The following is a 19155-nucleotide window of genomic DNA, read 5'->3' on the forward strand; positions in this document are numbered from 1 at the left end:
CCCTGGAAGGCTATTGGACAATCTGTCCAAATATAGGGCGGCCGGGAGCCGGGAGGAAGGTCACGGCTGGGCGCGCAGCCCCGCGCAGCTCCGCAGGGACTTCCAGCTCGCCACCGCCTGCGTCCTCGCGGCGCCGGTGAGCGGGATCGGGACGCCCCCGTTGATGCGCGCCGGAGTCCACTGGTCCTTCAGCACCTTGCGGCCGTTGATGGTCAGCGTGAGCACGCCGGTGGCGCCGGTCTGCGGGCCGGAGTTGTAGAAGACGAAGTTGCCCATGCCGTAGTTGACGTAGCGCCCGCGCAGATATCCGCTGCCGAGCAGGATGTGCGCGTGGCCGCCCACGATCACGTCGGCACCGGCCGCGATCAGCTTCGGAGCCAGGGACAGCTGCGCCGGATTCGGGCACTTCTGCAGCTCGGTGCCCCAGTGGAGATGGACGATGACGGTGTCGGACGTCTTGCGCGCCTGGCGGACGGCCTGGATGAGCCGCTGCTCGTTCTTGGCCGAGGCGAGGCCGCCCTTGGTGGCGGTGGCCGTCCACGCCTGGATGAACTGCTCGTCCAGCACCTGGGTCGCGCCGATGATGGCCACCCGGTTGCCGTTGACGGTCTTGCGGAACGGCTTGTAGGCCTCGGCGGCGTTCTTCCCGATGCCGACCACGGGGAACTTCGACCGGCGGATCGCCGCCAGGGAGTCGCGGAGCCCGCTCTCCATGTAGTCCATGCCGTGGTTGTTGGCCATGGACGCCACGTCCACTCCCGCCGCCTTGAGGGCGGTGAGCGCGGTCGCGGGCGCCCGGAAGGTGAACTGCTTGCCGGGCGCGGGGGTGCCGCCCTGGGTGATGGCGGTCTCGAGGTTGACCATCGACAGGTCGGCGCGCCGCAGCACCGAGGAGATCGGGCCAAGGGCGGTGAGCGGCGTGGCGAGGCGGTTCCTGAGCACGCCTTCGAAGTGCACGTCACCGCCGAAGGAGATCGTGAACGGCTTGCGCTGGGATGCGGAGTTCTCCTCGCCCGGCGCCTGGTCGGGCTTGGCGGAGGCGGATCCGGCGCCCTTCCCTGCCGGGGAGGACGACTCCGCCGCCGAGCACGCCATCACCGGCACGGCCGCGATCGACGCTGTGAGGAGCATCACGGCGGCGCGCCGGGCGCGGGCAATGGCAGGGGAGATCTCCGGCAATCCGGGCAGGACGGGGGTAACGGACTGGGTTCTCATCGCTCCAAGAGCATGCCATCTTCCACCCAGATATGGACACTGCCACCACCGGACGATCGAAAATCGCCAGACCAGGGAGGTTCCTTTACTTGAATGATTCAGGTTTACCGCCTAATGTGCAGGTCGTGGGGGATGTCGAGCGGCTTCATGATGCCGGGCTTCGCGTGACCGCGGCCCGGATCGCGATCTTGCACACCGTGCGGGAGGGCGACCACCTTGATGTGGACGCCATCCACAAGGGTGTGCGAGAGCGAGTCGGCCACGTGTCCCTACAGGCGATCTACGACGGACTTCACGCGCTGTACGGGGCCGGGATCCTCCACAAGATCGAGCCCATGGGCAGCCCCGCGCGCTACGAGGCGAGAGTGGGCGACAACCATCACCACCTCGTCTGCCGCAAGTGCGGCGCCGTCACCGACGTCGACTGCGCCACCGGAGAGGCTCCATGCCTCGATCCCGTGAACGCCGCCGGCTTCCATGTCGACGAGGCCGACGTGATCTATTGGGGCACCTGCCCCGATTGCCTCTCCCTGAGCGCCTGACCCCCGTACCCAGCAGTCATAGGGAGTCAACAACGGCCGTTTCGTCCCATCCCTTCCCTGTGACGCCGGCGAGCGGTAAAGATGAGTTCGTCCCCCGAACTCAGGAGGCTCAACGTGCGTACGGCGCATCGAACCTGTCCCTTGTGCGAGGCCGTGTGCGGTCTCACGATCACACTGGACGAGGACGGCCGGGTGGCGGGAGTCCGGGGTGACGACGCCGACCCGTTCAGCAAGGGCTTCATCTGCCCGAAGGGCGCGAGCCTCGGCCGGCTCGACGAGGACCCCGACCGGCTCACCCGGCCGCTGATCCGCGAGGGCGGCGAGTGGCGCGAGGCGAGCTGGCAGGAGGCGTTCGAGGCCGTCGAGCGCGGCCTGGCCGCCGTGCCCGGCCCGGCGCGCGCCGTCTACCTGGGCAACCCGAGCGCGCACACGATGGCGGGAGCGCTGTACGCGGCTCCGCTGATCCGCGCCATGGGCACGCGGCAGGTCTACTCGGCGAGCACCGCCGACCAGATGCCCAAGCACGTGGCGGCCGGCCTGATGTTCGGCCATCCGCTGACGATCCCGGTGCCCGATCTCGATCGCACCGGCTACCTGCTCATGCTCGGCGCCAACCCGCTGGAGTCCAACGGCTCGCTGTGCACAGCGCCCGACTTCCCCGGGCGGCTGAAGGCGCTGCGCCGGCGCGGCGGCAAGCTCGTGGTCGTCGACCCGCGCCGCACGCGCACCGCCGCGCTGGCCGACGAGCACGTCTTCGTCCGCCCGGGCACCGACGCCTTCCTGCTGGCGGGCATCGTCCACACGCTGTTCGCCGAGAAGCTCACCGACGTCCGTGTCCCGGTGCGCGGGCTCGCCGAGGTGGAGGCTGCGCTCGCCGACTTCACCCCCGAGGCGTGCGCCGCGGCGTGCGGCGTGCCGTCCGAGCTGATCGTCCGGCTGGCGCGCGAGCTGGCCGCCGCCCCCGCCGCCGCCGTGTACGGGCGCATCGGCACCTGCACGGTCGAGTTCGGCACGCTCGCCCAGTGGCTGGTCGACGTGGCCAACGTGCTGACCGGCAACCTCGACCGGCCCGGGGGCGCGATGTTCCCCCACCCCGCGACCGAGGGCCCGCGCCGGCGCAAGCCGTACGCCACCGGGCGCTGGCACAGCCGCGTGCGCGAGCTTCCCGAGGCGAACGGCGAGCTGCCGGTGGCGACGCTGGCCGACGAGATCGAGACGCCCGGCGAGGGCGCGATCAGGGCGCTGGTCACCGTCGCGGGCAACCCCGTGCTGTCCGCGCCCAACGGCGCGCGGCTCGACCGGGCCTTCGCCGCCCTGGACTTCATGGTCTGCGTCGATCCCTACCTCAACGAGACGACGCGGCACGCGCACGTCATCCTGCCGCCGCCCCGGGTCATGCAGGCGGGGCACTACGACTTCGCGCTTCTCGGCCTCGCGGTGCGCGACTACACGCGGTACTCCCCGCCGGTGCTTCCCCTGGAGCCGGGACGGCCCTTGGAGGCGGAGATCCTCGCCAGGCTCACCATGATCGCCTCGGGCCAGGGCGCGGGCGCCGATCCGGCGCTGCTGGACGAGATGATCCTCGACCAGATGCTCCGCAAGGCCGCCGACACCCCCGGCTCGCCGGTCGAGGGACGCGACCCGGCCGAGCTGCGCGCGATGCTCACCGGAGGCAACGGAGCCGAGCTGCGGCTGGACGCGATGCTGCGCCTCGGCCCGTACGGCGACTGGGGCGGGCGTGAGCCCTACGAGAACGGCGGGGAAGGCGGGGACGGCCTGTCGCTGGCACGGCTGCTGCGGAGCCCGCACGGCATCGACCTCGGCCCGCTCCGGCCCCGCCTCCCCGGCAACCTCGCCACGGCCTCCGGCGCCGTCGAACTGGCCCCCGAGGCGATCGTCACCGACGTCGCGCGGCTCCGCGAGGCGCTCGGCAGGCAGGCGGAGGGTTTCGTGCTCATCGGGCGGCGCCACCTGCGTTCCAACAACAGCTGGATGCACAACGTGGCCCCCCTGGTCGGTGGCAGCAACCGCTGCACCCTCCAGATCAACCCCGAGGACGCCGCCGAACTGGGGCTCGCCGAGCAGGCGGTGGTCCGGTCGGCGGCGGGCGAGCTGACCGTACGGCTCGAACCGACCGACACGATCATGCGGGGGGTGGTGAGCCTGCCGCACGGCTGGGGTCACGCGGGCACCTCGCAACTCGTCGCGGCCAAGCATCCCGGGGTGAGCGCCAACACGCTGACCGACGAGTCGATCATCGACCCGCTCTCGGGGAACGCGGTGTTCAACGGCGTGCCCGTCACGTTGTCCCCCGCCTGAGCGGACGCCGCGCCGCACGGGCCTGGGCGGAATCGGGGCGCTCGTGGTAATAGGCTGTGCGGCGTGACCACCGTGCCCGATAAGGAACGTCTGCTGGCCCAGGTCGGTTTCGCCGTGGAAATCGACAAATTGAAGCGGGTACTCCGCCGCAACATGTTGATGGACGGCTCTCGCAGGGAGAACGACGCCGAGCATTCGTGGTACCTCGGCATGCTGGCCATGGTCCTCGGCGAGCACGCGCCGCCCGGCACCGACCTCGACCGTGTCACGGCCATGCTCCTCGTGCACGACATCGTCGAGATCGACGCGGGCGACACCTTCATCTACGACCTGACGGCGGTCGAGGTGCAGGAGAAGGCCGAGCGGGCCGCGGCCGACCGCATCTTCGGGCTGCTCCCCGAGGACCAGACCCTCGCCCTGCGCGCCCTGTGGGAGGAGTTCGAGGCGCGCAAGACGCCCGAGGCCAGGTTCGCCAAGGCGCTCGACCGGCTCGCCCCCATGATGGCCAACCACCACAACGAGGGCGGCAGCTGGGTGCGCCACGGGGTCACGGCCGATCAGGTGATGGAGAAAGTCGAGATCATCCGGGAGGGTTCGCCGGCTCTGGGCGACTATGCCACCGAGATCATCGAGCTGTCGGTGGCCCGCGGCCACCTGGCTCGGAGCCGCGCGTAGCCGCCTTCGCGGTGTTCTCCATGGCTCTGGGGGGTAGGTCCCTTAGGGCGAGAGGGGGCGAAAGTGGAGGAAACTTCGAAGTCCATCAACTCGCGACGTCGCACGCTCCGGCAGTCCCTGGGCCTTGGACGCATGTCGCTGCCGGTGGGGCTCACCGATCGCATCGAGCACATACGGACCATCGACCGCGTCGTCCTCCCGCTGGCGAAGACCATCCGCCGCAGGCTGCCGCTCGGCAGCCCGCTCAGGGACCTGCTGCACGGCGTGCCGACCGGCCATCCTCTCCATCCCCCGCTGGCGACCGTGAGCCTCGGCTGCTGGACGGCCACGGCGGTGCTGGACGCCATCGACGTCGACCCCCGCGCCTCGCAGGCCGTGCTCGCCACCGGCATCGCCATGGCCATCCCGACCGCCGCCGCCGGGATGACCGACTGGTCGGTGCTGCACCTTGAGCAGCAGCGCGTCGGGTTCGTCCACGCGCTGGTCAACCTGACGGCGCTCGGGCTGTACTCCGGCTCCCTCATGCTCCGGCTGTCCGGCAGGCACCGCGCCGGGCGGGCGCTCGCGTTCGCCGGCCTGGGCGCGGCGAGCGTGGGCGGGTACCTCGGCGGGCATCTCGCCTACCGCATGGCTGCCGGGCCGACGCACGCCGAGCCGACCACCCACCTGGTGCCGCTCGGCTGGCACGACCTGTGCCGGCTGTGGGACCTGCCCGACGGCCGTCCGGTGTCCCGCCGCCTCGGCTACATCCACCTGTTCGTCCTGCGCCACGGGACGCACGTGAAGGTCCTCGCCGACCGCTGCTCGCACCTGGCCGGGCCGCTGCACCAGGGACGGCTCGTCCTGGAGGACGACGAGGCCTGCGTCGTGTGCCCCTGGCACGGCAGCACGTTCCGCCTGGACGACGGGGCGGTGGTCCACGGCCCGGCGACCGCGCCGCAGCCCGCGTTCGAGGTCAACGTCCGCGGCGACGGGGTCGTCCAGGTGCGGCCGCGCCAGGCCTGACGCCGGCGAGAGGTCAGTCCTCCGCCTGGTCGGCGGCCGGGTACTCCACGAGGGCCAGGATGCGGCTCGCCATGAAACGCGCGGTGCGCACCGGGGTGCCGGTCCTGGTCACCTCGCTGACCTCGACGAGCCCTCTGCGGGTCGCGACGTCGACGCGGCGGCCGGCCTTCGTCGCCACGACCTCGTACGTGCGGGGAGTGCCGCCTGCGTCTATGACGATCTCGACCCGGTCACCCTTCATGCCCTGGTAAATACCCACTTATCCAGGCGATTACCCGTACACCAGTTTGATAATCGCCACGATTCCGACGCATACGACCAGGCCGCGCAGCACCCGGGCCGGCAGCCGGCGGCCGACCCGCGCGCCGAGGAAGCCGCCCGCCATGGAGCCCACCGAGATCAGCAGCACGACCCACCAGTCGACCGGCGCGATCAGCGCGAACAGGACGGCCGCCGTGGAGTTGACCAGGAGCGACAGCATGTTCTTCGCCGCGTTGATCCGCTGCAGGTGGTCGTCGAAAAAGATGCCGAGCAGCCCGATCAGCACCACGCCCTGCGCGGCGCCGAAGTAGCCGCCATAGACCCCGGCGGCGCACACGCCCAGCCACAGCCACGGTCCGCCGTGCGGGTGCGGAACGCTCTGCCGCGCGGACAGCCAGGCGTTCACCTTGGGCTGGGCGACGACCATCACGCAGGCGAGCGCGATCAGCACGGGGACGATCACCTGGAAGGCCTCGGCGGGCAGCCAGAGCAGCAGCAGGCCGCCCACGAGGGAGCCGAGCACCGAACCGATGCCGAGCCGCATCAACCGCGCGCGCTGGCCGCTGAGCTCGGCGCGGTAACCCAGCACGCCGGCCACGCCGCCCGCGACCAGCCCGACGTTGTTGGACACGTTCGCGACGATCGGCGGGTATCCCAGTGCCAGCAACGTCGGAAAGGTGATCAGCGAACCCGAGCCGACGACGGCGTTGATGCCTCCTGCGGCCACCCCGGCCGCGAGGACCGCGACCGCCTCCCACGGTGTCAAGACCCAACCTTTCGTACGGCTCCGCCCGATGTTAGGCGGCCACCGTACCCACCGGGCGCAAGGGGCTCATCGCCCGCCCCCCGGGGGTGTGCGCCGGTGGGCTCAGTACGTCGGCTGCGTCGGCTCGGCCGGCCGGTACGGCTCAGGGGGCCGGTGCGGTTCCGCGGGCCGGTGCGGTTCGGCGGGTGGGGTCGCCGTCTGGACCGGTGGGGCCGGCACCTGGGCAGGCTGGGGCGCGGCCTGGGCGGGCGGGGCGTCCTTGGCCTGGGTGAACAGGCCGCCCAGGCTCTCCAGCGCCCTGCCCATCTCGGACGGCACGATCCAGAGCTTGTTGGCGTCGCCCTTGGCGATCTCGGGAAGCGTCTGGAGGTACTGGTAGGCGAGCAGCCGCTGGTCGGGGTTGCCCTCGTGGATGGCGCGGAACACCATCAAGATCGCGTCCGCCTGGCCTTTGGCCCGCATGGCCTGGGCCTCCGCGTCGGCCTGGGCGCGCAGCACGGCGGCCTCCGCCTCACCGCGGGCCTTCAGGACGGCGGCCTGGCGCTCGCCCTCCGCCGTCAGGATCGCGGACTGCTTCTGCCCCTCGGCCGACAGGATGGAGGCGCGCTTGTCGCGGTCGGCGCGCATCTGCTTTTCCATCGAGTCCTGGATGGAGGCGGGCGGGTCGATGGCCTTCAGCTCGACGCGGTTGACCCGGATTCCCCACTTGCCGGTGGCCTCGTCGAGCACCCCGCGAAGCTCGGAGTTGATCTCCTCGCGGGAGGTCAGCGTGCGCTCGAGATCCATGCCGCCTACGACGTTGCGCAGGGTGGTGACGGTCAGCTGCTCGACGCCGGTGAGGAAGTTGGCGATCTCGTAGGTCGCGGCCTTGGGGTCGGTCACCTGGAAGTAGATCACCGTGTCGATCGACACGACGAGGTTGTCGGATGTGATCACCGGCTGCGGAGGGAAGGAGACGACCTGTTCCCGCAGGTCGACCATCGTCTTCACCCCGTCGATGAACGGCACGACGATGTTCAGCCCGGGGGTCAGGGTGCGGTGGTAGCGCCCAAGCCGCTCGATGATGAAGGCCTGGGCCTGCGGCACGATGCGAATGGTCCGGTATAACGCGAAACCAGCGATGGCCACCACGATCATGGCGACGACAAGCTGTGTCATGAGTCAACTCCGACCCGACGAAACCGATGAGCCCCGGCCGGAATGATATTTGGTTTTCGCTTTACGCGTTCGTTAACCACGCGGGCGATCGGTATCAATCACAAATCGCCCGTGGCGTCGCCCAATTCACGATCATCCGGGGAGCGCGCGGGCGTACCAGCGGCCGTCCGCGCTGCGCTCCAGGCTCAGCGGAACGCCGAACGTGCGGGAGAGGTTGTCCGCGGTCATGACGTACTCGATCGGGCCCTGGGCCACCACCGAGCCGTGCCGGAGCAGCAGCACGTGGGTGAACCCGCTCGGCACCTCCTCGACGTGGTGGGTGACCAGCACCATGGTCGGGGCCGTCGCGTCGTACGCCAGCGCCGACAGGCGGCGCACCAGGTCTTCCCTGCCGCCGAGGTCGAGGCCGGCGGCGGGCTCGTCCAGCAGCAGGAGCTCGGGGTCCGGCATGAGCGCCCGCGCGATCTGCACGCGCTTGCGCTCGCCCTCCGAGAGCGTGCCGAACTTCCGCCTGATCAAGTGAGCGCAGCCGAGCTGGTCGATGAGCTCCACCGCGCGGGTCACGTCACCGGAGTCGTACTCCTCGTTCCACCGGCCGAGTATGGCGTAGGACGCGGTGAGCACAAGGTCGATGACCTTCTCCTCCGGCGGCACCCGCTCGGCGAGCGCCGCGCTGGCCAAGCCGATGCGTGGACGCAGGTCGAAGACGTCGGTCTGGCCGAGCCGCTCGCCGAGGATCTCCACAGAGCCCTCGCTCGGATACAGAAGAGCCGCCGCCACCTGCAGCAACGTCGTCTTCCCCGCGCCGTTGGGGCCGATGACGACCCAGCGCTCGTCCTCTTCCACGGTCCAGTCGATGCCCCGCAGCAGGGCCGCGCCATCTCTGCGGACGGCGACGTCCTGGAGCCGAAGCACCTGACCACCCATCCCGAATCCCTCCTGACATGATCGTCCGGATCGCCCCGTTCGTCGGAACCGCCCCGGCTTCACCCGGCAAGTCACCTCGCCCAGTGTTCCTCCGGACCAAACCTATTGCAGCATCAGCGCATATCGTGGTTCGGTGCACCCCGATTCACCGATCTCCGCCACCTTGGTCGCATGGGGCAACGCTTGGCTTGCCGGACATGTCGGCCTAGATGAGGCTGTCGACCGGCTGGAGCGCGTGGCGGGACCACAGGTCGTCTCGAGCGAGGTGACCGAGGTTCCCCTGCGCGGATTCCTCGCCGACCTGCGCGTCGAGGGCATCAGCGCCCTGCGCCTTTCCCTGCCGGCGGCCGGCGATCCGCTCGGCCTGACCGGGCCTCCCCCGTTCACCATGGCGGCCGTCGACGCCGGGCAGGCCGCCACCGCGGTCTTCCCTGGCAGGTGCCTCGGCCTCGTGCCGTCGCCCGACCGCCGCGGATCGTCCTATTCCGGCATCCGCTGGACCGTGATGGAGGCCGACGCCACGCCGCCGGACGTCCCCGGCCTCGCCGACGCCGAACACGCGCTCACCACGGCCATGCGCTCGGCCACCGACGCGCTGCTGACGGTCGAGGGCCCCGGCACGGGACAGCCCTCGATCAGGACGGCCGACGACGGCCTGGCCCCCGGCTACCCCGCCCGCGCCCACCGGGTGGCCGCCCTCACGGCGCGGCTCGCCTCGGTGCTGCGCGTCGCCGACGAGCGAGGGCTCACCTCCGGTCAGGTCTCCGTGCGCAACCAGGCCCTGCGCGACCTCGACCGCGCGGTACGGCGCGCCCGCGTGGCGGCCCACAACGCGATCGTCGAGGCCCACCACACCCGAGACGCCCAAGCCAGACCCTGACACCGACACCCCCCCCACCGAACGGCCCCGCACCCCGCCCCGTGTGGTGCCCGGCACAGGCGCCGCGGCGGCGAGAAGTTGGTACGGCGATGCCGGCGCCGGCATGCGGCGGGCGGCCCGGCGGACGGTCCTAGGCGAGGCCGTGGCGTACGGCGTACAGCGCCGCCTGGGTGCGATCCTGGACGCCGAGCTTCATGAGCACGTTGGAGACGTGCGTCTTGACGGTCTTCTCCGCCACGACGAGGTGCCTGGCGATCTCCCTGTTGGACCTTCCCGAGGCGATCAGCGCGAGCACCTCCCGTTCGCGGTCGGTCAGCACGGCGAACGGCGCGGGCACCGCCGCCTGGTCGGAGGACGACGGCCCGGACAGCATGGCCTCGGCCGCCTCGGGCGCCAGCAGGATCTGGCCGCCGTGCACCGAGCGGACGGCCTGTACGAGCGCGGCGGGGTCCACGTCCTTGTAGAGGAAGCCGGACGCCCCCGCCCGCATCGCGGGCGCCACGTCGTCCCGATCGCTCACCGAGGTGAGCACGATCACCCGCATCCGCAGGCCCTGCCCGGACAGCTCGCGCAGGGCTCCGAGCCCGTCGAGCACCGGCATCTTCAGATCGAGCAGCAGCACGTCGGGGGAGAGTGCCCCGACCAGGGCCACGGCCTCGGCGCCGTCCGCCGCCTCCCCCACGACCTCCAGGTCGCCTTGCAGGTCGAGGAAGGTGCGCAGGCCCTGCCGCACGATGGGGTGATCGTCGGCGATCAGCACCCGGATCATGCCGGTCCTCCCGCGACGGCCCGGGTCACCGTACGCCTCAGCGGCCGTCTCACTGCGGGTCGGGTCATCTTGGGTCCCCGCGCGGCGCACCCGTTCGCCGTGCGGCTCATACCGGGACCTCCAGCCGGACGGTCGTCCCGGCGCCGGGTGCGGATCGCAGCAGCAGTGACCCGCCGGCCGCCTCGGCGCGCTCTCTCATCGAGAGCAGCCCCAGCCCGCGGGGGGAGGGCGCCTCGACCTGGAAACCCTGCCCGTCGTCCCTGACGTCCAACGTGAGGCATGATCCAGCGATTTCCACCCTTACCTGAACGGATGAGGCTTTTGCGTGCCTGAGCGCGTTGTGGATGGCCTCCTGGGCCACGCGCAGCACGGTGACCTCGACCTCGGGCCGCAGATCGCAGAGCGGGGACGACGCGAACGAGATCGCCACCGGGTACAGGCGGTCCAGCACGGCCACGTGCTTGCGGAGCGTCTCGGCCAGCCCGTGCCGCTCGAGCTCCGCCGGGCGCAGCTCGACGATCACGGCCCTGAGCTCGGAGAGCGCCTCCCCCGCCAGCCGCTGGACCCGGTCCATCTCGGCCATGGCCCGTCCCGGATCGGTCGCGACCAAGGAGGACGCCGCCTGGGCCGTGAGCCGCAGCGAGAAGAGCTTCTGGGTCACGGCGTCGTGCAGCTCGTGTGCCATGCGGTTGCGCTCCTCGACGAGCGTCAGCTCGCGACTCCGCTCGTACAGCCGGGCGTTGGTGATCGCGATCGCCGCGTGCGCGGCGAAGAGCGTGAGCAACTCCTGGTCCTGCTCGGTGAACCCGCCCGGTGAGCGCTTGTTGGACAGGAAGATGATGCCGAGCACCTGGTCGGGGTCACGGATCGGCACCCCGATGAAGTCCTTGAGCACCGGATGGGCGCTCGGCCACCACTCGAACCGCGGGTCCTCGCGGATGTCCGGCAGGCGCACCGGGGAGGCGTCCTTGAGCATCGCGGCCAGCATGCCGTGCTGGCGCGGGAGCGGGCCGATGGCCTCCCACTGCTTGTCGCTGACCCCCTCGGCGACGAACTCGGCGAACGAGCCGTCGTCGTCGGGCACGCCGAGCGCGGCGTAGCGGGCGTCGAGCAGCGTCCGGGCCGAGCGCACGATCACCTGGAGCACCTCGCGGACCGAGAGGTGCCGGGTGACGGCGAGCACGGCCGAGCTGACCGCGTGCAGCACGGCGTCGCGGTCGATGGCCGGGTCCACATGACTCCGGCCGCCCCCTGCGACGGCGCCGCCCGCCGCTCGCCGCCCGCCGCCACCTGCGGCATCGTCCTGGGGGACCTGTTCGGTCGTCACGCCCACACTTTGACCTCCTCTCCGGCCTGAAGGCCGGAGATTCCCCACCTGGCGGCAAGGACCTTCCTGCTTCGCGGACGACTGCCGGGATCGGAGTTGCCTCACCCGGTCTTACAAGGTCTCCACAGGCATCACATCCCGCCAGCCCGGCGGTAGATCCTTTCGGACACCAAAAGCTTACGCGCCTCGCGCGTGGTCTGTCCCGCCTTCGGCGGGCCACCCCCTTCGGGGACCCGCTCTGAAGGGCGACAGGGCTTTCTGCGGATCTTGGGGAAGCGCGCCGGCGACCGGCGCGGTTCGGCCGATGGTCCTAGGCCCATGAGCCCGTACGGAGACCGGTCCGAGGCCCGATGCCCGGCCCGGGCCGCGCTCCTAGCGTCGGGGCCATGACAGAAGACACGGGATCCACGACACACCCGCGGACGGACCCGGGATCCGCACCTGCGGCCCTCATCACCGGAGCGTCGCGGGGCCTCGGGCTCGCGCTGGCCCGGGCCCTCGCCGCCGAGGGCTGGCGCCTGATCATCACCGCCCGGGGCGCCGCCGACCTCGCGGCGGCCGCGCGGGAGACGGGCGCCACGGCGCTGGCCGGCGACATCCGCGACCCGGAGCACCGCGCGCGGCTGGCCGAGGCCGCGCACGAGCTGGGCGGCCTCGACCTGCTGGTCAACAACGCCAGCACGCTCGGGGCCGTCCCGCTCCCGCCGCTCGCGGCCTACCCGCTGGACGCGCTCTCGGACGCCCTGGCGAGCAACGTGGTCGCGCCGCTGGCGCTGATCCAGGCCACGCTGCGCGGGCTGCGCGAGCGCAGGGGCGCCGTGATCAACGTCTCGTCGGACGCGGCGGTCGGCGCCTACGAGGGCTGGGGCGGCTACGGCCTGACCAAGGCGGCGCTCGACCAGCTCTCCAGCGTGCTCGCGGTCGAAGAGCCGGACATCGCCGTCTGGTGGGTGGATCCCGGTGAGATGCGCACCCGCATGCTGGCGGACGCCGTCGGCGAGGAGGGCGCCGCCGCCGCGGCCGATCCGGCCACCGTGGCACCGTTCCTGGTCGACCTGGTGAAGCGGCGCCCCGGCAGCGGCCGGGTGATCCGGTGATCACCTTCGACCTCCCCCGCGTGCGCGAGGCGCACGAACCACCCGAGGCACGTGGCCTGGCACGCGACGCCGTACGCCTCATGGTGAGCGGCAAGGATTCGGGCTCGGTCACCCACCACACCTTCACCGACCTGCCGGGCCTCCTGCTTCCGGGCGACGTGCTGGTGGTCAACGACTCGGCGACGCTGCCCGCGGCCGTGTCCCTGGACCGGCTCGCCGTCCACTTCTCCACCGAGCGCGACGACGGCTCGTGGCTGGTGGAGTTGCGCCGCCGCGGGCCGGGCAGGACGGGGCCGTACGCGGGAGGCGAGCCCGGCGAGTGGCTGCCGCTTCCCGGAGGCGCCACCCTGCGCCTGCTGGAGCGCGAGACGCCCCGGCTGTGGCGGGCGACCCTCGACCGCGACGTCCCGGGCTACCTGCGGGAGTACGGGACGCCGATCCGCTACTCCTACGTCGAGCGCGAGTGGCCGCTGTCGGACTACCAGACCGTCTTCGCCGTGCGGCCCGGGAGCGCGGAGATGCCGAGCGCCGGGCGGCCGTTCAGCCATGCCCTGGTCACCGCGCTGGTCAGCCGGGGCATCGTCATCGCCCCGATCACCTTGCACACCGGTGTCGCCTCCCCGGAGAAGGACGAGCCGCCCTACCCGGAGCGTTTCGCCGTCCCCGGCCTGACGGCCCGCCTGGTGAACCAGGCCGAGGGCCGCGTCATCGCGGTGGGCACGACGGTCGTGCGGGCGCTGGAGACGGCGGCCGACCACGAGGGCACGGTGCGGGCCGCGGAAGGATGGACCTCGCACATCGTCACCCCGACGGGAGGCGTGCGCGCCGTCGATGGGCTGATCACCGGCCTGCACGAGCCCCGTTCCAGCCACCTGATGATGCTGTCCGCGATCGCGGGTGAGGACCTGCTCTCCCGGTCCTACGAGGAGGCGCTGCGCGAGGGCTATCTGTGGCACGAGTTCGGCGACCTTCACATGATCATGCCGGATCAAATCCACGTAAAGTGACATACAAGGACGTTCCAAGTCGACTGCTCGATGCTGGATCCCGTCATTCGAGTCACTTCCACGGGAGTTCACCCATGCGCCGGCACCTCTCCGCACTTGCCGCCCTCACCCTGGCCGGGTCCCTGGCGGGCGCCTCTCTCGCCGTTCCCGCGACGGCGGACGCCACGGCCGCCACGGCCGCGCCCGCGAGCGTCACCCACGTCGCCGCCGCCCCGCAGTCGCCGCTGTCCACCTCCATCCGGTGGAACCGGCTCGTGCGCCGCGGCGGCACGATCACGTACTCGCTGAAGAGCACCAACAAGGGCGAGTTCGCGACCGACCTCGCCGGCATCTTCGCCCGGCTCCCCAAGGGCGCCAGCAAGATCCGCGTGGTCGGCAAGGCGTCCTCGACGCTCTGCGAGGTCTCGGGCCGCGACCTGTTCTGCATCTTCGACACGCTGAACCCGGGCCGCTCGACCACTCTGAAGATCCGGGTGTGGCTGAAGCGGAGCACCCATGGCACCGCCTCCGCGCGGATCGGCAGCTACTCGATCGACGTCCCGCCCGGCGTCGACATCACGAACGAGGACGAGCTGGAGCGGCTCGACCTGCAGAACGAAGTGCTGTGGAAGACGTTCAAGACCAGGATCGTCCGCTGATGAGGTGAGTGAGCACTCACCTTCGCCGGATGGGCCCCGCCTCCCGTCCCGAGCCTCGGGGCGGCTCGGGGTGCGGCGGCGGGCCGGCCGGCCGGGAGCGGTCATCGCGCGAGCGGTGGCCGCTTCGTCGTTTCCGGGGACATTCGCGCATCGGATATCCGCCCCCTCTTGCCACAAACACACTTTTAGTAACAATGTCGCGATAAGAGGGATATAAGCGGGTGCGAAGTAGTGGATCATGATAGAAACGCTGCGGTTCACCTGTGGACTTGGCCTCCCTGTTCCCGGACAGGGAAAGTCCGGGTGCTCCACCCGCGAACCGCGTGTCCCCATTCGGAACCGCGCGTTCTCTCCTTTCCCCGATCCCCTTCGGAGACGTGCATGCGCCACCCCTATGGCAAGATCGCGACCACCGTCGTGACCGCCCCCCTCGCGGCCGCTCTGCTGTTCGCCGCCACTCCGGCGTCCGCCGCGGCCCCGGCCTCCGGCGCGGTCACCAACTCGGTGACCAGCGTCAAGACCACCGACGACCCGTACTCCTCCTTCTCGGTCACCGTGACCGGCACCAAGAAGATCAAGCGTGGCGGGACGATCACCTACCACATCAAGGGGCTCAACAAGGGTCCGTGGACGGCCGACGACTTCTACCTCGGCGGCGTCCTGCCCAAGGGCGTGAGCGGCACCGTCTATTACGACGGCCCGAAGGGCGTCAAGTGCGACTTCTTCCCCGACGGCTTCTGGTGCTGGCCGCCCTACGTCCTGGAGAAGGGCGAGGACAGCTGGCTCACCATCCAGGTCAAGCTCAAGAAGAGCGTCAAGGGCAGCGTCACCGCCAAGCTGGGCGTGAACAGCTGGGACTGGCCGACCGGCTCTGAGGACCTCAGCAGGGACGAGCTGAAGAGGCTGGGGATCAACAGCTGGTACTACACCAAGAAGGTCAAGACCAAGATCGCCGGCTGATCGGATCCTCTGATCGATCGTGACCGCCGGTCGATCAGATCGGTCGTCAGATCAGATCGGCTACCGGATCAGGTCGGCCTCACGCGGCGGCGGGGACGTGGTTGCGCCGCGGACGCTCCCCCGACACCGTGGCCCGCGCGATGTCCGCGAGCGCGCGCCGGGTCACCTCGCCCGCCCGCGGGTGGGCGAGGACGGGGAACACCGTCACCTCGACGACGAGCCCCCTGGCCGAGACCACCCTGGCCAGGGAGGCGAGCAGAGTGTCGTCGCCGACGAACGACGGGCCGGTCGCGAGACGCCCGTTCCGGTCACGGAACCGCAGCGCGATCGGCCTGACCGCGGCACGCGCGTCGATCGCCGCCTGGAACACCGCGGGGCGGAACGGCCCGCCGCCCCGGCCGCACCAGGTGGTGCCCTCCGGGAACGCCACGACCGAATGACCGGCGCGCAGCGCGTCCGCGACCGCGCGCACGGTCCCGGGCAGCGTCGAGAGCCGCTCCCTGTCGATGAAGATCGCGCCGGATCCCACCACCAGGGAGCGGATCACCGGCCACCTGGCGATCTCGCTCTTCGCCAGAGCCCGGCACGGCATCGCCGCCGCCACCACGAGCGGATCCAGCCACGACACGTGGTTGGCGACCAGCAGCACGCCCGCGCCGCCCGGCTCCTGCGGCGCCGCCGGCGACACCGCCGAGCCGCCCAGCACGGTGAACCCCTGCCGGACCTCCACGCGTACACCGAGGGCCCGCAGGAAGGCGCGAGACCACACCGTCGCCAGGACGGTCCCATGCGCTCCGCCGAGCCTGCGCGCGACCAGGGCCCACGGCAGACCCGCCAGCACCACCGCGACGGCCCCCAGCAGGCGCGAGACGCGCCGCGGTAGCCCGGCGGACTCGGAGGGACCGGAGACGCACGCGCGGGTCGTACACGGCGCGACGGGCAGCCAGCCGCTCATTGCGTCACCCCGAGAAAGTGCCGGAGGTAGCGGGTGTCGACGTTCGCCAGCGAGAGCAGGACGAAGAAGTCCGCCGTGCCGAACAGCGGATCGTGGGCGGGCGGCCCGCAGATCCACGCCCCCAGCCGCAGGTAGCCGCGGAGCAGAGACGGGATCACGAACCTGTCGGGACGCTCCACGCCCTCGCCGGTCCAGGGGGTGTGCGGCGTGACGCGGTACCGCTCGGGGCCGAGCCCGATCCCGTCCAGAACGCCCGCGGCCGCCATCCCTCCGTCGTCCAGGGGGATCGAGCAGCACCCGCCGAGCCAGGTGTACCCGCCTGCGACCATGTACCGCGCGATGCCCGCCCACATGAGCCCGATCACCGCGCCGCCACGGTGGTCGGGGTGGACGCACGTGCGCCCCACCTCGACCATGCCGCCGCGGACGCCGGCCAGCGCGGACATGTCGAACTCGCCGTCGGAGTAGAGCCGGTCGGCCCGCCCCGGCGCGAGCATTCGGTACGTGCCGACCACCGTGTCGCCGGAGCGCACCAGCAGGTGGTCGCAGTAGGCGTCCAGCCGGTCCACGTCCAGTCCGGAGATCGGGGAGTCCAGGCGGGCGCCCATCTCCTCGGCGAACACCTCATAGCGGAGCCGCTGGGCCGCCCGCATGTCGGCGGCCGTCCTGGCGAGTTCCACGGTGTAACGGCCGCGGGCGTCGGTCAGGACGCCTTGCTCGGCACCGGGACGGGGGCGGGCGAGGGGATTCTCGACGCTCCCATCAGGGACCTGATCGGCGATGGCCTGGGTCATGGGCATGCCTCCTCATCTGGCACCCCCATGAAGACATGGGGAGATGGCCATCCGCCGTCCGTATGGTGAACCGCTTGCACGCGCACTCTGAGCGGTCGGTAGCGTTGTGCGCGATGAAGCAGCGCACGCTTTTGATCACGCTCACCGGCCCCGACCGACCTGGGGTGACGTCCCGGTTGTTCACGGTGCTGGCCTCCTTTCCCGTGACCGTCGCCGATGTCGAACAGGTCGTCATCCGCGGCCGCCTCATCCTCGGCGTCCTCGTCGCCTACGCGGGCGGCCCGCCGACCGGCACCGGCGGCACTCTCGGCGCCATGTGGGCCGCCGTGGAGCGCGTCGCGGACGACCTCGGCATGGAGGTCGAGCTGACCACCGGCACCGACCTGAAGGAGAAGCGCCGCCGGGGGCGCCTCCACGTCACCGTGCTCGGCAACCCCCTCCAGCCGGCCGCCCTGGCCGGCATCGCCGGCCGCATCGCCGCGGCGGGGGCCAACATCGACCGCATGGAACGGCTCGCGCACCTGCCCATCACCTGCATCGAGCTCGCCATCTCCGGGGCCGACCCGGACGCTCTGCGCACCGCGCTGACCGCCGAGGCCGTGCTCCAGCAGGTCGACGTCGCGGTGCAGCGCTCCGGCCTGCACCGCCGGGCCAAGCGGCTGATCGTCATGGACGTCGACTCCACCCTCATCCAGGGTGAGGTGATCGAGCTGCTGGCCGCCCACGCCGGCTGCGTGGACGAGGTCGAGAAGATCACCACGGCGGCCATGCGCGGCGAGCTCGACTTCGCCGCCTCCCTGCGCGAACGCGTCGCCCTGCTCGAAGGGCTCCCGGAGGAGGTGTTCGAGCGGGTCCGCGAGGAGGTCGTCCTCACCCCGGGAGCCCGCACCCTCGTGCGCACCCTCAAGCGGCTCGACTACCGCTTCGCCATCGTCAGCGGCGGCTTCACCCAGATCACCGACTCGCTGGTCTCCGAGCTGGGCATCGACTACTCCGCCGCCAACACCCTCGAGGTGGTGGACGGCAAGCTGACCGGCCGCGTGCTCGGCGAGATCGTCGACCGTCCCGGCAAGGCACGCGCCCTGGAGCGGTTCGCCCAGCAGGCCGGCATCCCGATCAGCCAGACCGTGGCCATCGGCGACGGCGCCAACGACCTCGACATGATCACGGCCGCGGGTCTCGGCATCGCCTTCAACGCCAAGCCCGTCCTGCGGCAGGCGGCCGACGCGGCCGTGAACGTTCCCTATCTGGACGCGATCCTCTACCTGCTCGGCATCTCGCGCTACGAGGTGGAGGCCGCGGACGCTGAGGACGGCCTGGCGCCACGCCCCCTCGGCCCGCCGCCGCAGTGATCAGCCGTGCTTGGGGGTCCAGCGGCTGACGATGCGCCCGTCACCAGGGCCCAGCTCGGCCCACGGGCCCGTCTCGAGCACCGCGAACGCGCCCGGCGGGAAGCCGTCGTCGTCGTGCGACAGCGTGAGGTTCAAGACCAGCTCGTGCACGCCGGGGTTGTGCCCCACCAGCAGCAGCGTCGACACCTCGCCATCGGTCCGGCCGACGAGTTCGAGCAGCTCATCCGGATACGCCTCGTAGATCTCGCTCTCGAAGTGGATGGGCGCCTCCGAGGAGAGGCCGGCGAGGGCGAGTTCGGCGGTCCGCCTGGTCCTGGCGGAGGGCGAGCAGAGCACCAGCTCCGGGGACAGCCCGAGCCGTTTGAGCGTCTCTCCGGCCCGCTCGGCGTCCCGCTCCCCGCGATCGGTGAGAGGGCGTTCCCTGTCGGCCAGCCCGGGCACGTGCGCCGCCTTGGCATGTCTCAGGACGATGAGCGTGTTCACTCCGCCAACTATCCCATTACGCGCG

20 protein-coding genes are annotated in these 19155 nt (G+C 71.3%); 10 read left to right on the top strand and 10 right to left on the bottom strand.

What is annotated here, in order from left to right:
- Positions 1-60 precede the first annotated feature (60 nt).
- Positions 61-1131, bottom strand: coding sequence for a CapA family protein (locus MYF83_RS21365; protein WP_372500210.1), 1071 nt, complete (start codon positions 1129-1131; stop codon positions 61-63).
- A 209-nt stretch (positions 1132-1340) separates the two neighbouring features.
- Here MYF83_RS21365 and MYF83_RS21370 point away from each other — a divergent pair, with 209 nt between their 5' ends.
- The 4 genes from MYF83_RS21370 (at position 1341) to MYF83_RS21385 (ending at position 5756) form a co-directional block, all read left to right on the top strand.
- Complete coding sequence (locus tag MYF83_RS21370; protein WP_308201482.1) at positions 1341-1757, top strand: Fur family transcriptional regulator; 417 nt, start codon at positions 1341-1343, stop codon at positions 1755-1757.
- A 114-nt stretch (positions 1758-1871) separates the two neighbouring features.
- Positions 1872-4076: a molybdopterin-dependent oxidoreductase gene (locus tag MYF83_RS21375; RefSeq protein WP_248962309.1), complete on the top strand. Its 2205-nt coding sequence runs from the start codon at positions 1872-1874 to the stop codon at positions 4074-4076.
- Positions 4077-4139: 63 nt separating this feature from the next.
- The gene (locus MYF83_RS21380) at positions 4140-4751 is read left to right on the top strand and encodes an HD domain-containing protein (protein ID WP_248962310.1); all 612 of its coding nucleotides are present in this window, start codon (positions 4140-4142) and stop codon (positions 4749-4751) included.
- Positions 4752-4814: 63 nt separating this feature from the next.
- Positions 4815-5756, top strand: a complete 942-nt coding sequence (locus MYF83_RS21385) for a Rieske (2Fe-2S) protein (RefSeq protein WP_248962331.1) — start codon at positions 4815-4817, stop codon at positions 5754-5756.
- A gap of 13 nt (positions 5757-5769) precedes the next feature.
- Here the strand turns inward: MYF83_RS21385 and MYF83_RS21390 are convergent, their stop codons facing one another.
- From MYF83_RS21390 to MYF83_RS21405, 4 genes are all read right to left on the bottom strand, one after another.
- Complete coding sequence (locus tag MYF83_RS21390; protein WP_248962333.1) at positions 5770-6015, bottom strand: DUF8836 family protein; 246 nt, start codon at positions 6013-6015, stop codon at positions 5770-5772.
- Positions 6016-6027: 12 nt separating this feature from the next.
- Positions 6028-6783, bottom strand: a complete 756-nt coding sequence (locus tag MYF83_RS21395; protein WP_248962335.1) for a sulfite exporter TauE/SafE family protein — start codon at positions 6781-6783, stop codon at positions 6028-6030.
- A gap of 102 nt (positions 6784-6885) precedes the next feature.
- Complete coding sequence (locus MYF83_RS21400) at positions 6886-7941, bottom strand: SPFH domain-containing protein (RefSeq protein WP_248962336.1); 1056 nt, start codon at positions 7939-7941, stop codon at positions 6886-6888.
- A 132-nt stretch (positions 7942-8073) separates the two neighbouring features.
- Positions 8074-8868: an ABC transporter ATP-binding protein gene (locus MYF83_RS21405; protein ID WP_248962337.1), complete on the bottom strand. Its 795-nt coding sequence runs from the start codon at positions 8866-8868 to the stop codon at positions 8074-8076.
- A 133-nt stretch (positions 8869-9001) separates the two neighbouring features.
- Here MYF83_RS21405 and MYF83_RS21410 point away from each other — a divergent pair, with 133 nt between their 5' ends.
- On the top strand, positions 9002-9748 hold the full coding sequence (locus tag MYF83_RS21410) for an Rv1486c family protein (protein ID WP_248962343.1): 747 nt from the start codon (positions 9002-9004) through the stop codon (positions 9746-9748).
- Positions 9749-9878: 130 nt separating this feature from the next.
- Here MYF83_RS21410 and MYF83_RS21415 read toward each other — a convergent pair whose 3' ends face one another.
- A complete protein-coding gene (locus tag MYF83_RS21415) occupies positions 9879-10517 on the bottom strand; it encodes a response regulator (RefSeq protein ID WP_248962345.1) in 639 nt (212 codons plus the stop codon).
- Between the two features lie 106 nt (positions 10518-10623).
- The gene (locus MYF83_RS21420) at positions 10624-11844 is read right to left on the bottom strand and encodes a GAF domain-containing sensor histidine kinase (protein WP_248962347.1); all 1221 of its coding nucleotides are present in this window, start codon (positions 11842-11844) and stop codon (positions 10624-10626) included.
- 386 nt (positions 11845-12230) lie between these two features.
- Here MYF83_RS21420 and MYF83_RS21425 point away from each other — a divergent pair, with 386 nt between their 5' ends.
- From MYF83_RS21425 to MYF83_RS21440, 4 genes are all read left to right on the top strand, one after another.
- Entirely contained in the window at positions 12231-12941 is a 711-nt protein-coding gene (locus MYF83_RS21425) for an SDR family oxidoreductase (protein ID WP_248962349.1), read from the top strand.
- Positions 12938-13948, top strand: a complete 1011-nt coding sequence (locus MYF83_RS21430) for an S-adenosylmethionine:tRNA ribosyltransferase-isomerase (RefSeq protein WP_248962350.1) — start codon at positions 12938-12940, stop codon at positions 13946-13948. The genes MYF83_RS21425 and MYF83_RS21430 overlap by 4 nt, the downstream gene beginning before the upstream one ends.
- 74 nt (positions 13949-14022) lie before the next feature.
- Entirely contained in the window at positions 14023-14586 is a 564-nt protein-coding gene (locus MYF83_RS21435; RefSeq protein ID WP_248962351.1) for a hypothetical protein, read from the top strand.
- 381 nt (positions 14587-14967) lie between these two features.
- Positions 14968-15546, top strand: a complete 579-nt coding sequence (locus tag MYF83_RS21440; RefSeq protein ID WP_248962352.1) for a hypothetical protein — start codon at positions 14968-14970, stop codon at positions 15544-15546.
- Between the two features lie 79 nt (positions 15547-15625).
- Here MYF83_RS21440 and MYF83_RS21445 read toward each other — a convergent pair whose 3' ends face one another.
- Positions 15626-16501, bottom strand: coding sequence for a lysophospholipid acyltransferase family protein (locus MYF83_RS21445; protein WP_248962353.1), 876 nt, complete (start codon positions 16499-16501; stop codon positions 15626-15628).
- Positions 16498-17301: a GNAT family N-acetyltransferase gene (locus tag MYF83_RS21450; protein ID WP_248962354.1), complete on the bottom strand. Its 804-nt coding sequence runs from the start codon at positions 17299-17301 to the stop codon at positions 16498-16500. Before MYF83_RS21450 ends, MYF83_RS21445 begins: the two co-directional genes overlap by 4 nt.
- A 107-nt stretch (positions 17302-17408) precedes the next feature.
- Between MYF83_RS21450 and serB the strand changes: the two genes are divergently transcribed.
- Positions 17409-18647 (top strand): phosphoserine phosphatase SerB, encoded by a 1239-nt coding sequence (gene serB / locus MYF83_RS21455; protein ID WP_248962355.1) that lies wholly within the window; start codon positions 17409-17411, stop codon positions 18645-18647.
- Here the strand turns inward: serB and MYF83_RS21460 are convergent, their stop codons facing one another.
- Positions 18648-19130 carry a SixA phosphatase family protein gene (locus tag MYF83_RS21460; RefSeq protein WP_248962356.1) on the bottom strand — a complete coding sequence of 161 codons (483 nt, stop codon included), beginning with the start codon at positions 19128-19130 and terminating at the stop codon, positions 18648-18650.
- Positions 19131-19155 lie beyond the last annotated feature (25 nt).

It is taken from the genome of Sphaerisporangium perillae, assembly GCF_023276435.1.
Classification (GTDB): Bacteria; Actinomycetota; Actinomycetes; order Streptosporangiales; family Streptosporangiaceae; genus Sphaerisporangium; species Sphaerisporangium perillae.

Bases quoted from the DNA above. Each gene is read 5' to 3' on its own strand.
- MYF83_RS21400 (WP_248962336.1), bottom strand. From the start codon at position 7,941: ATGACACAGCTTGTCGTCGCCATGATCGTGGTGGCCATCGCTGGTTTC.
- MYF83_RS21415 (WP_248962345.1), bottom strand. From the start codon at position 10,517: ATGATCCGGGTGCTGATCGCCGACGATCACCCCATCGTGCGGCAGGGC.
- MYF83_RS21435 (WP_248962351.1), top strand. From the start codon at position 14,023: ATGCGCCGGCACCTCTCCGCACTTGCCGCCCTCACCCTGGCCGGGTCC.
- MYF83_RS21450 (WP_248962354.1), bottom strand. From the start codon at position 17,301: ATGCCCATGACCCAGGCCATCGCCGATCAGGTCCCTGATGGGAGCGTC.
- MYF83_RS21440 (WP_248962352.1), top strand. From the start codon at position 14,968: ATGCGCCACCCCTATGGCAAGATCGCGACCACCGTCGTGACCGCCCCC.
- MYF83_RS21445 (WP_248962353.1), bottom strand. From the start codon at position 16,501: ATGAGCGGCTGGCTGCCCGTCGCGCCGTGTACGACCCGCGCGTGCGTC.
- serB (WP_248962355.1), top strand. From the start codon at position 17,409: ATGAAGCAGCGCACGCTTTTGATCACGCTCACCGGCCCCGACCGACCT.
- MYF83_RS21405 (WP_248962337.1), bottom strand. From the start codon at position 8,868: ATGGGTGGTCAGGTGCTTCGGCTCCAGGACGTCGCCGTCCGCAGAGAT.
- MYF83_RS21365 (WP_372500210.1), bottom strand. From the start codon at position 1,131: ATGCTCCTCACAGCGTCGATCGCGGCCGTGCCGGTGATGGCGTGCTCG.
- MYF83_RS21425 (WP_248962349.1), top strand. From the start codon at position 12,231: ATGACAGAAGACACGGGATCCACGACACACCCGCGGACGGACCCGGGA.